The sequence below is a fragment of the Uliginosibacterium sp. 31-12 genome (assembly GCF_030548425.1).
GTDB lineage: Bacteria > Pseudomonadota > Gammaproteobacteria > Burkholderiales > Rhodocyclaceae > Uliginosibacterium > Uliginosibacterium aquaticum.
In genome coordinates, this window is sequence record NZ_JAUOOA010000001.1 from 646342 (window position 1) to 660394 (window position 14053).

Here is a 14053-nt window from a genome sequence, read left to right on the forward strand (position 1 = left end):
GGGGCGAATCTCCAACGATCATGCAAATGGCGTGTCGCCCGGATTGTGCCCTGAAAAGCCTGGCTCAGGGCTTGGCGGCAAGAGGTCTTATGTAGGGAGACAACTCGGGCGCTGTGCGCCCCATGGCTTCAACCACCATACGGCCGAGCACATACGAGCCCTGCTGGTTGAAGTGGGTTTTGTCCGGCACCGTCGTGCCATTGGGGCCGGCCTTGGTCGGGCCTAGTTTGTGGGCTTCGATCTCTCCCAGTTGCTCGAAGTAGCGCTGGCTGATCTCGTGTAGATCGATCAGGGGCACATTCATCTCGGCGGCTACTTTTTTCATGGCAGCGACATGGCCCGGCAGGTCATCTACGATCTTGCCGTCGGCCTGGAAGTAGCGGCGCGCGATCGGAGTGACCAGAACGGGCTTGATGCCGGTGGCCCTGGCCTCTTCGATGTAGCGACGCAGATTGGCGGGGTACTCGGTAGCAAGATCGGTTTCACGATCGCCGTGAGAGGCGCTCTGCACATCGTTGTGGCCAAACTGAATCAGCATCCAGTCCGGCTTCGGAAATTGTGCCGTTGCCCACAGGCCATCCCGGCGATAGGTCTTGGTGCTGGCACCCCCTTTGGCGCGGTTTACACAATCAACATTGACGAGGTTGGCGCAGAAGCCTGTGCCATAGCCCTGCTTTTCGGTCTGGGTGGAATCGCCTACGAGAGTGATGCGAATCTTTGGGCTGGCAGCTGGGTCTGCCGGGAGCTTGGCGCAGGCCACAAGGCCTAGCAGCGCCAGAATGCCGGTGAAGCGGAGCAGGGAAGGCATGGTGTGACTCGACGGTTGGATGGATTGGCAAGCCTAGCTCAGTGTGGGGCAGCAGGGCTGATCGCTATTGCTGAGTTGTGCGCCGATTTTCAGAATGGCAGGCCGGCTTGCTCGCCCGGCTGCGGGCCCGTTGAGTTCTGCTGTGATCGGCTTTCCAGTTGGCTGACCCGCACACCTAGCAGGCGCAGGCGCTTTCCAAGCTCGACGCGCTTGAGGCATTCACCGGCAGCACGGCGGATCATGCCGGCGTCTGCGGTGGCCTCGGGCAAACTCAGATCCCGCGTAACTGTTGAGAAGTCTTCGTAGCGCAGTTTGATTCCAATGGTGCGTCCGAGCACGCCTTTGCGTTCCAGATCACCCGCCACGCGCTGGCACAGGCTGGTGAAAATTTCGGAGAGCTGGTTGCGATCGGCTCGAGCGTGCAGATCACGTTCGAAGGTGGTTTCGCGGCTGACTGACTTGGGTTCGGAATAGGTCACCACCGGGCGTTGATCGCGGCCGTGGGCTGCATCATGGAGCCAGCCCCCGTAGTTGCTGCCGAAGTGCTCTTGCAGCCACCGCGGAGAGCAGGCTGCCAGTTCGCCGATGTTGTGAATGCCCAGGGTGGCCAATTTCTCCTCGGCTTTGGGGCCGATTCCGTTGACCTTGCGCACTGGCAGAGGCCAGATCCGAGCGGGAATCTCGTCCATCTCCAGCACGGTAAGACCGTCCGGTTTCTCGAGGTCGGAACAGATCTTGGCAAGCAGCTTGTTGGGGCTGATGCCGATGGAACAGGAGAGGCCTGTTGCTGCGCGCACCGCATCCTTGAGGCTTTGGCCGAGCGCGCGTGTTTCTCCTGGTAGCTCGGTGAGGTCAAGGTAGATCTCGTCGATACCGCGGTCTTCCATGAGTGGTGCGATTGCGCGTACTGCGGCTTTGAACAGGCGCGAGTAGTGACGATAAGCTTCGAAATCTACCGGCAACAGTACGGCATTGGGAGCGAGTCGAGCCGCCTTCATGATGCCCATTGCAGAGCCAACTCCCAGCGCACGGGCTTCGTAGGTCGCAGTGGTAATCACGCCGCGACCAACGTAATCGCGCAGCCGGGCGTAATGCCAATTGCCATCCGCCGTTTGCCGTGGTGCATCCACGCTGCGCCCCCCGATAACGACGGGTTGGCCACGCAACTGCTGATAACGCAACAGTTCGACAGAGGCATAAAAGGCATCCATGTCGAGGTGGGCGATGCGACGGCGGGGCATATGCACAGGCAGGAAGTTTAGAGGCCGCTGCGCAACGCACCACGGATTTCAGGATGGCGAAAGTGGTAGCCCGTTTCTATCAGGCGGTCCGGTAATACGCGCTGACCACCCAGCAAGAGATAGGCTCGCTGACCAAGCAGAAGTTTCAGAACGAAAGCCGGTGCTGGTAAGAGCGTCGGACGCTGCAGCATCGCACCCAGTTCCGCTGTGAAGTCAGCATTGCGCAGCGCCTGTGGGGCGGTGAGGTTGTAGGGCCCACGCGCTGATGTTGTGTCGAGCAGGTGAAGTACTGCGCCAACCCAGTCTTCGATCTGGATCCAGCTCATCCACTGCTGACCGCCTCCCAAGCGCCCACCGAGTCCCAGGCTGAACGGCAAGCGCAGGCGAGCCAGTAGTCCCCCGTGAGGTGTCAGTACAAGCCCGGTGCGCAAGAGGCATACACGGGTGCCGGCCGATTCGGCGGCGAGGGCGGCTGTTTCCCAGGCGGCGCACAGGCGGGCGCCAAAGTCCTGGGCGCCAGGATTGCTGTAGATGGCATCGGAGCAGGTGGCGTCGCCACAATCACCGTAATAACCGATTGCTGAACCCGACAGCAGTACGCCGGGTTTGTGTCGCGCGCGCTCAATGGCCGCTACGAGTTGCTGCGTGAGGCCGACCCGGCTGCGCCACAGGGTCTGTTTACGGGCTTCACTCCAGGGGAGGTCGATGATGGGTGCGCCAGCGAGATTGATGATGGCGTCGAAGTGCATTTCGGGCCACCATTCATCCAGGCTGCGCAGCGCTCGCACGCCTTCGCCGCAGAGGCTGGGAACCTTTTCTGGGCGGCGACTGAGGACTGTGAGGCGATGCCCATTGGCAAGCAGTGCACTGCACAAGGCGCGGCCAAGCAGGCCAGTGCCGCCGGTGATCAGGATGTCCATGATTCAGTCTCTCGCGCTGCTGGAGTTCCCGGATTGAACCAGAAAGCGCAGCCGCCTGCACGCCGGCGGCGCTTTATCGCCGATAGCGCAGGATTCGCCCCTTGTACCTGCTGCCATCGGGATGGATGCAGTCGGCGCGGGTGTCGCTGAAAGCAAAGCCCAGTGTGCTCATATGCCGATTGAAGTGCGGACGGTTGCCCCGGTCCGGATCAACGATCAGCACCTCGGCTTGAGCGTAGGCATGACGTTCAATGAAGGCTGGCAGCACGCCGGCTTCGTCGCGCTCATAGAGCACGTCACTGCCGATGATCAGGCCGAAGCGTCCCAGTTCGGTGCAGTCGTCCTGCCAGCCCGTGCGCACGAAGGGCAGAGCGCTCATTGCGTTGAGACGCAGGTTTTCCAGCAGGAAGCTGGCTGCGAGCGGGTGAAAGTCGCTGGCGGTGATATCCGCGCCGCGGCGGTGTGCGACGAGGCTGGCAAGGCCCAAGCCACAACCCAGCTCCAGAATGCGTTCGGTAGTGACTATCCGCTCGGCCATCAGACGCGCAAGAATCTGGCCGGAAGGCCAGAGCAAGCCGAACAGGGGCCAGCTTGCGGGCGGCACGCCCAGCGCTTCGGCTTCGCCATTCGGATCTGAATACTGCTGACGATCGAGCAGCGAGCGGATGTGGAGATCTGCGACACCGACCACCGAAATGTTTTCGTGCTTGACCTGATAACCCGGCACTGGCTCTACCTGCTTCTTGCCGCCTGCCATGTCGGAAGGCGCGTGAATCGGAGTTGTGCGGCGGGGAAATGGGCGGGACGGAACGCACAGCCCTGGCGGGCTGGCAGTGCGTGAACGCATTTACGCGGAGCAGAACGATGCTCGGTTGGTAGTGGGCACAACCGAGAAGGCAGGATACGCGGGCACTCCGCCCCCGTCCAGCCGCGCCTGGGGTTTTTACTGCGCCTTGCGCAGGCCGCTGATCAGGGGGGCTAGAAGGCTGAGCAGCAGCACGCAAAGCGCACCTGTGAGGATGCCGGCGAGGGCATTGACCAGCGTTGGTAGCAGGCTGGGAAGCAGGGGAATGTCATGCACCCAGACCTCGATCTGCTGCTGCAGGGCGTGACTGCCGGGAATGCCGTGCAGCACGATTGCGCCACCGACGAGAAACATCGCTATTGTGCCGGCCACTGAGAGGGCTTTCATCAGCCACGGGGCAAACCACAACAGACTTTGACCAAGCTTGCGTGCCGCGATGTTCTGTTTTGCGTTGAGGTAGAGGCCCGCGTCATCCAGCTTCACGATCAGGGCCACAAAGCCGTACACCCCGATAGTCATTACGAATCCGATCGTCGCAAGTACCAGAAGGCGACTCATGAAAGGCTCATTGGCCACCGTGCCCAGCGCGATCACAATGATCTCGGCTGAAAGAATGAAGTCGGTGCGCACGGCCCCCTTGATCTTTTCGCGCTCGAAGGCCCGCATGTCGATGCTGGGGTCTTGCAGGGCTTGCAGACGCTCGGCATGCTCGGAAGCTTCTTCTTGAGCATGCAGAAACTTGTGAGCAATTTTTTCGAAGCCCTCGAAGCATAGATATGCACCCCCGATCATTAGCAGTGGCATGACGAGCCAGGGAGCAATCGCGCTGATCAGCAAGGCGGATGGCACCAGGATCAGCTTGTTGCGCAGCGAGCCGAGGGCTACCGCCCAGACCACCGGCAACTCACGATCAGCACTAATGCCAGTTACTTGCTGGGCATTGAGTGCAAGATCATCTCCCAGCACACCGGCCGTTTTTTTGGCCGCAACCTTGCTCATCAGGGCTACGTCATCAAGGAGGGTGGCGATATCGTCGATCAAGACGAGCAGACTGCTTCCGGCCATGGTTTTCTCTTTCGTGAGGCGTGAAAAAGGGGCTTCTGCGAGCCCCTTCCTGAGCGGGGTTACTTGCCCCAGCTGTCTTTCAGCGTGGTCGTTCGGTTAAATACAAGTTTTCCGCTCTGGCCGTGATCCTTGCGGTCGGCGACGAAATAACCGTGACGCTCGAACTGGAAGCTGGTTCCCGCTGTAGCGTTTGTCAGGCCCGGCTCGACCCAGGTCTGGATTACGCGTTTCGCGTTAGGGTTGATCGCATCGAGGAAGTTGCGACCACCAGCGTCTGGCTGAGCTTCGGTGAACAGGCGGTCGTACAGGCGGATCTCCGCAGGTGCGCCTTCGGAGGCGGAAACCCAGGTGATCACGCCTTTGACCTTGACGCTGTCAGCGCCTGGCGTGCCGCTCTTGGTGTTCGGCACGATCTCGGCGAGTACCGCCGTTACGTTACCGTCGGCATCCTTTTCGCAGCCCGTGCACTTGATGACATAGCCGTACTTCAGGCGTGCCATGTTTTCGGGGAACAAGCGACGGAAGCCCTTTTCAGGCACTTCCTGGAAGTCTTCACGCTCAATCCATACTTCAGGGGTCAGATTGAACTTACGCACGCCCATGGCTTCGTGGTGAGGGTGGACCGGGGCGGAGCAGGGCTCTGTGTGCCCGGTACCAAAGAGTGCGTTCCAGTTGGTAAGTTTGAGCTTGAGCGGATCGAGCACAGCCATGCCGCGCGGAGCTTTTTCGTCCAGGTCATCGCGCAAGGCGCCTTCAAGAATGCTGTAGTCGATCCAGCTGTCACCCTTGGAGACACCGATGCGCTCGCAGAACAGCTGGATGGCTTCGGGCGTGTAGCCGCGGCGACGCAGGCCAACGATGGTGGGCATGCGCGGATCGTCCCAGCCTTCCACGTGCTTTTCGTTAACCAACTGCATCAGCTTGCGTTTGCTGGTGATTACGTAGGTCAGGTTCAGACGGGCGAATTCGATCTGGCGCGGCAGCGGCTCGGAAAACATGCCGGCGTCGCGCAGTTGGCCGAGCAGCCAGTCGTAGAAGGGGCGCTGATCCTCAAACTCAAGCGTGCAGATTGAGTGAGTAATGCGCTCCAGCGCATCCTCGATCGGGTGCGCGAAGGTATACATCGGGTAGATGCACCACTTGTTGCCGGTGTTGTGGTGTTCGGCAAAACGGATGCGGTAGATCGCCGGGTCGCGCAGATTGATGTTGGGCGAGCCCATGTCGATCTTCGCGCGCAGAATCATGCTGCCTTCGGCGTGTTTGCCGTCCTTCATCTCGCGGAACAGGCGCAGGTTTTCTTCGATTGGGCGATCGCGCCAAGGCGAGTTCTTGCCGGCTTCGGTCAGCGTGCCGCGATTGGAGCGCATCTCATCGGCCGTTTGCTGGTCGACGTAAGCCATGCCACGCTCGATGAGCAGCTCGGCGGCGTGGTACATGAAATCGAAGTAGTCACTGGCCTGATACTGATGATGGGTGCCGTTCGCGTCCCACGAAAAGCCCAGCCACTGGATTGCATCGAGAATCGAGTCGACGTACTCCTGATCTTCCTTCTCCGGATTGGTATCGTCAAAACGCATGTGGCACACACCACCGTAATCGCGCGCGAGACCGAAGTTCAGGCAGATCGACTTGGCGTGGCCTACATGCAGATAGCCATTCGGCTCCGGCGGAAAGCGGGTACGGATCCGGGCGGGGTCTGGGGCCGCTGCGTCATGCAGGCTGCCCTCGCCAGGCTGGCCGGCCCAGCCACGCTGCGCGAATTTGCCGTTGGCAAGCTCAGCATCGATGATGTTTCGGAGGAAATTGGTGGTTTGCGCTGCGGCAGGGGCAGCGTTCTTGTCGGGTGCGCTCACGGGATAGGGTCCGGAATGGAAAACGGGAGGAAACCAGTGGGTTTCGCAAAGCAGCATTCTACCTTTCGACGGAGCCTGTCGGTACTGGGCCGCTTGTGCTGAACACCCCTTGAGAGACTTAAAGGGCAGGCCTTCAGTGCGAGCCCGGTGACGGGGCAATACTGGGGCATCCCTTGAGTGAGCCTTTACCCAATGCTTGATGCTTCAGACAAAGAGCCGGATTGCTCCATGCTTACGCAACGCGAGCGTGAGCGGCGTGCTGCTTTGCGCCGGCGCATTGACTGGCCCTTACTGGTAACGCGCACGACGGGGGAGTTGCTGGCATGCCACGCAGTCGATGTCAGCGAAGAGGGCTTGCGCCTGCGCTCGGCGCATGCCTTCGCGCCAGGCTCCTTGTTACGATTGCGTCTGCAGATTCCGGGGCAAGGGGAGTGCATCCTACGCAGCAGGGTGTGCTATCAGGTACTTGAGTCCGATAGCATTCTGACCGGTGTACGTTTCGAGCAGGTGCCGCCCCAGTGGGGCGACTGGTTGCGTATGGCACAAAGATGCTGAAAAATAAAAACCGGCACAAGGCCGGTTTCTTTACTTGATCACAAAAGAGCTTACTTTTTCAGGAAGTCTTCACGGATCGGCGTAAAGGTATCAAGCAGCACGCCAGCCTTCAGGCACTTGCAGCCGTGCATGATGTTCGGTTCCTTATAGAGAGTGTCGCCAGCCGAAACGATCTTGACTTCGTCGCCGATGGTGAATTCGAATTCACCAGACAGGACGTGAGTCAGCTGTTCATGCGGATGGTTGTGCATGTAGCCGATGGCGTTATCTGCGAAGTGAACCTCCACCTGCATCATCTTGCCGTTGTGAGCCAGAATCTTGCGGCTGACACCACCGCCCATATCTTCGAGTACGCAATCCTTGCCAAATACGAACATGTTTTTCTCCGGGTAAGATCGGCCAATTATAAAACAACGCTAGGGTTTTCCTGCAAGCGGATTGCCCGATCAAAAAGAAAAACCGGCGCAGGGGCCGGTTTTTCGAGACAGGTCCGAGGCCCTGGTCGCAGATTTACTTCGATTCGAAAGCTACTTCGTTACTGCCCTGAAGAGAAGCTTCTGGAGCCTCAGTGTTCAGCACTTCAATCCGCATCCCATAGAAGCTGCGATACACGAAGAACAGGTTACCCATCAAGCAGACTGCGGCCAGCGCATAGGCCAAGGTCTGTTGGCCATGAGCAACCATGCCAACACCCATCTCCACGGCCAGCAGACCGAACAGGGTGGTGAACTTGATGATCGGGTTCATGGCCACCGAGGAGGTGTCCTTGAACGGGTCGCCCACTGTATCGCCAATCACGGCTGCCGCGTGCAGGTCGGTACCCTTGGCGCGCAGTTCGGTTTCAACGATCTTCTTAGCGTTATCCCAGGCGCCGCCGGCGTTGGCCATGAACACAGCTTGGTACAGACCAATGATGGCCAAAGAGATCAGGTAGCCGATGAAGAAGAAGGGTTCAACGAAGGCGCAGGCCAGGGTGCCGAAGAAAACTGCCATGAAGATGTTGAACATGCCTTTCTGCGCGTACTGGGTGCAGATCGCCACGACCTTTTTGGAGTCTTCCGTGGATGCTTTGGTTTCGCCATCGAGCTTCATGTTGCGCTTGATGAATTCAACCGCACGGTAGGCCCCGGTCGATACGGCTTGGGTGGATGCGCCAGAGAACCAGAAGATCGTTGCTCCACCCGAGATCAGACCAAGTAGGAAGGGGGGGTAGAGCATCGAGAGCTTCTGTACATCGGCGTTCAGACCGTCGGTCAGCAGCATGATGATCGAGAACACCATGGTGGCAGCACCCACTACGGCCGTGCCGATCAGTACCGGCTTGGCAGTGGCTTTGAAGGTGTTGCCGGCGCCATCGTTTTCTTCGAGCAGGTCCTTCGCCTTGTCGAAGTTCGCATCGAAGCCGAAATCCTTCTTCACTTCCGCTTCGATGCCGGGAATGGCTTCGATAGTGGAGAGTTCATAGACGGACTGGGCGTTGTCGGTCACCGGGCCATAGGAGTCGACCGCAATGGTCACCGGACCCATGCCCAGGAAGCCGAAAGCGACCAGGCCGAAAGAGAATACGGCGGCCATGATGCTGCCCTTGGCCAGGTCAGGGTTGATCACGTGAGCCAGCTCGCCCTGCGATACAAGGTAAGCGCCAGTCATCAGGCCGACGATGATCACCCCCATCCAGAACGCCGAGAAGTTGCCTGCTGTCAGACCGGCCAGGATGTTTAGGCTGGCGCCACCTTCACGGGAGGCCGTTACCACTTCACGGACGTGACCGGATTTGGTCGAGGTGAATACCTTGACGATTTCCGGAATGATCGCGCCGGCCAAGGTGCCGAAGGTAATGATCAGGGACAGCTGCCACCACAGGCTGGTGTAGGCCACGCCGTTGATGCTGAGGTCACCGATCAGGGCCTTGGAAACCACAAAGGTCAGGATCAGGGAAACAATGGAGGTCACCCAGACCAGCGAGGTCAGCGGATGCTCGAAATCGAATTTTTCGACCTTGCCGTACTTGGCCTTGGCGAAAGCTTCGTTGAGCAGGTAAGACGCGCCAGAGGCGATGATCATCATCACGCGCATCACGAAGATCCACACCAACAATTGAACCTGGGTGGCTGCTTCCGGAACAGCCAGCATGATGAAGGAGATCAGTGCGACACCCGTCACACCGTAGGTTTCGAAGCCATCGGCGGTCGGGCCAACGGAGTCACCTGCATTGTCACCCACGCAGTCGGCGATCACGCCGGGATTGCGGGCGTCGTCTTCCTTGATTTTAAAGACGATCTTCATCAGGTCGGAGCCGATGTCGGCGATCTTGGTGAAAATGCCGCCTGCGATGCGCAGGGCTGCTGCGCCCAAGGATTCACCGATAGCGAAGCCGATGAAACACTTGCCGGCCAGCGAGGGATCGATGAACAGCAGGATGGCCAGCATGATCAGCAGTTCGGTCGAAATCAGCAGCATGCCGATTGAGATGCCGGACTTCAGCGGAATCGCGTACACCGGGAAAGCTTTGCCTTGCAGCGAAGCAAAAGCAGTTCGGCTGTTGGCAAAGGTATTGATGCGGATGCCGAACCAGGCCACGCCAAAGGAACCGGCGATGCCGACCAGTGAGAAGGCCAGAATCAGTAGCACTTCGCTGGCTGGCAGACCTGCGCCGCCCTGGGCATTCTGAGCGACAAAACCGAAGTAGCCGATGATGATGACGGCAATGAAGGCTTCCAGGATCAGCAGGAACTTGCCTTGCGTGATCATGTAGGTCTTGCAGGTTTCGTAGATCAGTTCAGAAACTTCGGCCATTGAGCGATGAACAGGCAGGTTCTTGACCTGGTTGTAGATCACAGCGCCGAAAATCAGGCCCAGCACACAGATCAGAAGGCCCCAGCCCAGCAGCGAACTACCAGTCATACCATTGAGGAACGTAGCAAGTGCCGGGTCATTGAGCTTCGGCAGGACAAGGTTGGCCTCGCCGCCGTTTGCTATGGCCGGAAGTGAAACTGCGCCGAATGCCAGCGCCAGGAGGCACTGAAAACGACTTACTAGGGCCTTGCCGCTGCGCGCTAATGCTCGTGCGCCAGCCTGTTCGGCCAAACTTGCAAATGACATAACCGTCTCCTCTTAGGTGCATCTATCAACAAGACACTTTGTATGCTTGCCCGAAGGAACGTTGTGTAAAAAATGAGTCAACGTTTCGGGTGATCGCATTGTTCGTATGTGCCTGCCTATTAGGGTTGACGGTGCTCAAACACCTTTGATGAGTGCGCTGCACAAATCAAAAATTAAAAAGCCCGCGCAGTTTTTATTGCACGGGCATAGGGGTAAATACCTATATTTCAGTATGTGGAATGATTGATTCGAACCTCCTGCAGAATTTTTGCAGAGATCTCCTCTATGGAGCGGGTTGTCGATTCGATGAATGGAATTCCCTCTCGGCGCATCAGGCGTTGGGCCGCTTCGATCTCCTGTCGGCAGTTGTCCAGGGCCGCGTATTTGCTGTTGGGGCGCCGTTCCTGTCGGATCTGAGACAGTCGTTCTGGTGTAATGGTTAATCCATAGAGCTTGTTGCGATGCTGGGTGAGATCTGCTGGTAGTTTATTGCGTTCGAAATCTTCCGGGATAAGCGGGTAATTTGCAGCTTTTACACCGAACTGCATTGCCAGATAAAGACTGGTCGGTGTCTTTCCTGAGCGTGAAACTCCGACAAGGATCACATCGCTCTCGGCCAACTTTGCGTTGCTCTGTCCATCGTCATGAGCCAGTGCAAAGTTGATGGCTTCGATGCGAAATTTGTAGTCCTCGCTCTCGGCAATTCCGTGAAAGCGGCCAACTGTATGTGTTGAACGCATGCCCAGCTCACTCTCCAGCGGCCCGATGTACTGCTCGAAGAGATCGAGATACAGCGCATTGGCCTCCCGCAAGGCGGCTACCACTTCGGCGTTGACTAATGTGCTGACTACGATCGGCCGCAAGCCGTCACGTAGTGCTGCTGCGCGAATCTGCCTGACACAATCGTGAGCCTTGTCGAGGCTGTCCACGAAAGGTGCCCGGACATGCCTGAAACGGCAGTCAGGAAACTGTGCGAGCAGGCTGTGGCCGAGTGTCTCAGCGGTGATGCCCGTGCCGTCGGAGATGAAAAAAACGGTTCGCAGAGAATGTTCTTTCATGAACAAAATCCTTTCCTAACAATCACTTGATGCGTGATTGACCGTAGGGGTTCTTTCTGATGCATTGCAGCAATTCGCTCTATAGAATGATCCGCAATACGTCAGTAATCAATAAGCCAACCCCAAACAACAGAGAGGTTTTCCCATGAGCCAGCATGTCATCCCTTTCGAAAACCTGCGGATGAGTGACGTTCCTTTGGTCGGCGGTAAAAACGCTTCACTCGGGGAAATGATCAGCCAACTTAATGGCGCGGGTGTCAGAGTGCCAGGTGGTTTTGCTACGACGGCCCAGGCCTATCGAGACTTTCTCGCTCACCAAGGTCTCGCTGACAGGATCAATGCCGAGCTTGGCTGCCTGAATGTTGAAGATGTCATTGCCTTGGCCGCAACGGGTGCGCGCATTCGTCAATGGATTGTTGAAACCCCTCTTCCAGCGCCGCTGGAAGAAGAAATAAGGGCTCATTACGAGCGTCTGACCAAGGTCGGTGATGGGAGTTTTGCGGTGCGCTCATCAGCCACCGCCGAAGACTTGCCTGATGCATCCTTTGCGGGGCAGCAGGAAAGTTTCCTGAATATCCGTGGTTTCGAGAATTTGCTTCACGCCATTCGTGAAGTTTTCGCCTCGCTCTATAACGACCGCGCCATAGCCTATCGGGTACATAAAGGCTTTACTCACGCCGATGTTGCACTTTCTGTGGGTGTGCAACGTATGGTGCGCTCCGATAAAGGAGTTGCCGGGGTGATGTTCACGCTTGATACCGAATCAGGTTTCCAGGACGTGGTGTTTATCACCTCATCTTATGGGCTGGGCGAAACCGTTGTACAGGGTGCAGTGAATCCTGATGAGTTCTTTGTGCACAAGGCCATGCTTGTTGCTGGCAAGAATGCAGTGATTCGCCGCAGTCTGGGCTCCAAGCTTATCAAGATGGTATTTGCCGACGCGACGGCAGCCGGGCGTTCCACCCGGATGCTGGATGTGGCCGAAGCGGAGCGTCAGCAGTTTTCTCTTGCTGATTCCGAAGTGCTTGAGCTGGCCCGATACGCCTGCATCATTGAGAAGCACTATGGCCGCCCGATGGATATCGAATGGGGGAGGGATGGTGAGGATGGCAAGCTGTATATCCTTCAGGCCCGCCCTGAGACGGTCAAATCACAGGAGGCCCATTCTCTGGTGCGCCAGAAATATCGACTTAAGCAACATGGCCGCGTGCTTGCGAGTGGACGTGCCATCGGCCAGAAAGTGGGGGCGGGCCCGGTACGCATCGTGGCTAGTGCTGCAGAAATGAATCGGGTCCAGGAGGGGGATGTTCTCGTGACGGACATGACTGATCCGAACTGGGAACCGGTCATGAAGCGGGCGGCAGCAATTGTGACCAATCGCGGGGGGCGCACCTGTCATGCGGCCATTATTGCGCGTGAATTAGGGATTCCGGCCATTGTGGGGTGTGGAGACGCCACCGAGGTCCTGCTTGAGGGAGATTCAGTCACGGTTTCCTGTGCAGAAGGTGATACCGGATATGTCTATCGTGGGCGGCTCGACTACGAGGTTGTTAGTACCGATATGGGGAATCTTCCCGAGATCCCCGTAAAAATTATGATGAACGTAGGTAATCCGGAACTGGCATTTGAGTTCGCACAAATTCCGAATGGTGGTGTTGGGCTGGCACGGCTTGAGTTTGTGATCAATAACATGATCGGTATCCATCCCAAGGCACTGCTCGAGGTTGAGCAAATGCCGGCTAGTGTTCAGGAGGAAATTTTAAGAAAATCAAGAGGTTATGATTCTCCTCTGGATTTTTTTATCCAGCGTCTGGCTGAAGGAGTCGCTACTATCGCGGCATCATTCTGGCCCAAGCCCGTGATTGTCCGGCTCTCCGATTTCAAATCGAATGAATATCGAAAATTGCTCGGAGGAGAAATCTATGAGCCGGAAGAGGAAAATCCAATGCTCGGTTTTCGCGGTGCATCACGTTACATCGCTCACAGTTTCAGGGAGTGTTTTGAGCTGGAATGCTTGGCGATGAAAAAAGTACGCGGAGAAATGGGGCTGAACAATGTTCAATTGATGGTGCCTTTTGTGCGTACGCTGGAGGAGGCGCGCGAAGTAGTGCGTCTGCTCGAAGAAAACGGACTGAAGCGCGGAGTGGACGAGCTTAAACTCATCATGATGTGTGAGATTCCTTCTAATGCTTTGCTGGCTGAGCGTTTCCTCGAATACTTTGATGGTTTTTCCGTCGGCTCGAATGATTTGACGCAACTCACCTTGGGGCTGGATCGTGACTCGGGTTTGGTGGCTCATGCATTTGATGAGCGTGATCCAGCGGTCAAGGTTCTGTTGTCGGCCGCAATTAAAGCCTGTAATCGCCTAGGGAAATACGTTGGCATTTGTGGTCAAGGCCCTTCGGATCATGCTGATTTCGCTGAGTGGCTTATGGATGAAGGGATTCAGACGATCTCGTTGAATCCGGATACCGTCGTGGATACTTGGCTAAAGCTGGCTGAACATAGCCGGCACTGACCCCGTTTCAGCAACGCTCAAGGCAAGCAAGGCTCCTCTGGTCGGGGGGTGGCTTGCCTTTTTTGTGTGGCGAAGTGTTAATATCCCACGGATTCTGCCGATGACAGGCTCTGCAAGAGCCTTATCTT

11 protein-coding genes are annotated in these 14053 nt (G+C 57.4%); 2 read left to right on the plus strand and 9 right to left on the minus strand.

Annotated features, from left to right (window positions below):
* Positions 1-64: 64 nt before the first annotated feature.
* The 6 genes from Q3Y64_RS03005 to Q3Y64_RS03030 all read right to left on the minus strand — a co-directional run bounded on the left by Q3Y64_RS03005 (position 65) and on the right by Q3Y64_RS03030 (position 6692).
* Positions 65-808 carry a rhamnogalacturonan acetylesterase gene (locus Q3Y64_RS03005; RefSeq protein ID WP_101943508.1) on the minus strand — a complete coding sequence of 248 codons (744 nt, stop codon included), beginning with the start codon at positions 806-808 and terminating at the stop codon, positions 65-67.
* 89 nt (positions 809-897) lie between these two features.
* Positions 898-2049, minus strand: coding sequence for a DNA polymerase IV (gene dinB / locus Q3Y64_RS03010; RefSeq protein WP_303560065.1), 1152 nt, complete (start codon positions 2047-2049; stop codon positions 898-900).
* A 17-nt stretch (positions 2050-2066) separates the two neighbouring features.
* Positions 2067-2969 carry a TIGR01777 family oxidoreductase gene (locus Q3Y64_RS03015; RefSeq protein WP_303560066.1) on the minus strand — a complete coding sequence of 301 codons (903 nt, stop codon included), beginning with the start codon at positions 2967-2969 and terminating at the stop codon, positions 2067-2069.
* A gap of 73 nt (positions 2970-3042) precedes the next feature.
* Entirely contained in the window at positions 3043-3726 is a 684-nt protein-coding gene (locus Q3Y64_RS03020; protein ID WP_254048263.1) for a methyltransferase, read from the minus strand.
* A 186-nt stretch (positions 3727-3912) separates the two neighbouring features.
* Positions 3913-4839, minus strand: a complete 927-nt coding sequence (locus Q3Y64_RS03025) for a DUF808 domain-containing protein (RefSeq protein WP_303560067.1) — start codon at positions 4837-4839, stop codon at positions 3913-3915.
* A 59-nt stretch (positions 4840-4898) separates the two neighbouring features.
* Positions 4899-6692: a glutamine--tRNA ligase/YqeY domain fusion protein gene (locus tag Q3Y64_RS03030; RefSeq protein WP_254048264.1), complete on the minus strand. Its 1794-nt coding sequence runs from the start codon at positions 6690-6692 to the stop codon at positions 4899-4901.
* 228 nt (positions 6693-6920) lie between these two features.
* Here Q3Y64_RS03030 and Q3Y64_RS03035 point away from each other — a divergent pair, with 228 nt between their 5' ends.
* Positions 6921-7247 (plus strand): PilZ domain-containing protein, encoded by a 327-nt coding sequence (locus Q3Y64_RS03035; RefSeq protein ID WP_158239255.1) that lies wholly within the window; start codon positions 6921-6923, stop codon positions 7245-7247.
* A gap of 50 nt (positions 7248-7297) precedes the next feature.
* On the opposite strand, the gene Q3Y64_RS03040 is transcribed toward Q3Y64_RS03035, so the two are convergent.
* From Q3Y64_RS03040 to Q3Y64_RS03050, 3 genes are all read right to left on the minus strand, one after another.
* Positions 7298-7624, minus strand: a complete 327-nt coding sequence (locus Q3Y64_RS03040) for a cupin domain-containing protein (protein WP_101943519.1) — start codon at positions 7622-7624, stop codon at positions 7298-7300.
* Positions 7625-7757: 133 nt separating this feature from the next.
* The gene (locus tag Q3Y64_RS03045) at positions 7758-10262 is read right to left on the minus strand and encodes a sodium-translocating pyrophosphatase (RefSeq protein ID WP_254048270.1); all 2505 of its coding nucleotides are present in this window, start codon (positions 10260-10262) and stop codon (positions 7758-7760) included.
* Between the two features lie 314 nt (positions 10263-10576).
* The gene (locus Q3Y64_RS03050; RefSeq protein ID WP_303560068.1) at positions 10577-11407 is read right to left on the minus strand and encodes a pyruvate, water dikinase regulatory protein; all 831 of its coding nucleotides are present in this window, start codon (positions 11405-11407) and stop codon (positions 10577-10579) included.
* 145 nt (positions 11408-11552) lie between these two features.
* On the opposite strand from Q3Y64_RS03050, the gene ppsA reads away from it, so the two are divergent.
* Positions 11553-13925: a phosphoenolpyruvate synthase gene (ppsA, locus tag Q3Y64_RS03055; RefSeq protein WP_303560069.1), complete on the plus strand. Its 2373-nt coding sequence runs from the start codon at positions 11553-11555 to the stop codon at positions 13923-13925.
* Positions 13926-14053 lie beyond the last annotated feature (128 nt).

What these genes read in the sequence shown, in the direction of transcription:
- Q3Y64_RS03005 (WP_101943508.1), bottom strand. Translation starts at nt 808, where the DNA reads ATGCCTTCCCTGCTCCGCTTCACCGGCATTCTGGCGCTGCTAGGCCTT.
- dinB (WP_303560065.1), bottom strand. Translation starts at nt 2,049, where the DNA reads ATGCCCCGCCGTCGCATCGCCCACCTCGACATGGATGCCTTTTATGCC.
- Q3Y64_RS03015 (WP_303560066.1), bottom strand. Translation starts at nt 2,969, where the DNA reads ATGGACATCCTGATCACCGGCGGCACTGGCCTGCTTGGCCGCGCCTTG.
- Q3Y64_RS03020 (WP_254048263.1), bottom strand. Translation starts at nt 3,726, where the DNA reads ATGGCAGGCGGCAAGAAGCAGGTAGAGCCAGTGCCGGGTTATCAGGTC.
- Q3Y64_RS03025 (WP_303560067.1), bottom strand. Translation starts at nt 4,839, where the DNA reads ATGGCCGGAAGCAGTCTGCTCGTCTTGATCGACGATATCGCCACCCTC.
- Q3Y64_RS03035 (WP_158239255.1), top strand. Translation starts at nt 6,921, where the DNA reads ATGCTTACGCAACGCGAGCGTGAGCGGCGTGCTGCTTTGCGCCGGCGC.
- Q3Y64_RS03040 (WP_101943519.1), bottom strand. Translation starts at nt 7,624, where the DNA reads ATGTTCGTATTTGGCAAGGATTGCGTACTCGAAGATATGGGCGGTGGT.
- Q3Y64_RS03050 (WP_303560068.1), bottom strand. Translation starts at nt 11,407, where the DNA reads ATGAAAGAACATTCTCTGCGAACCGTTTTTTTCATCTCCGACGGCACG.
- ppsA (WP_303560069.1), top strand. Translation starts at nt 11,553, where the DNA reads ATGAGCCAGCATGTCATCCCTTTCGAAAACCTGCGGATGAGTGACGTT.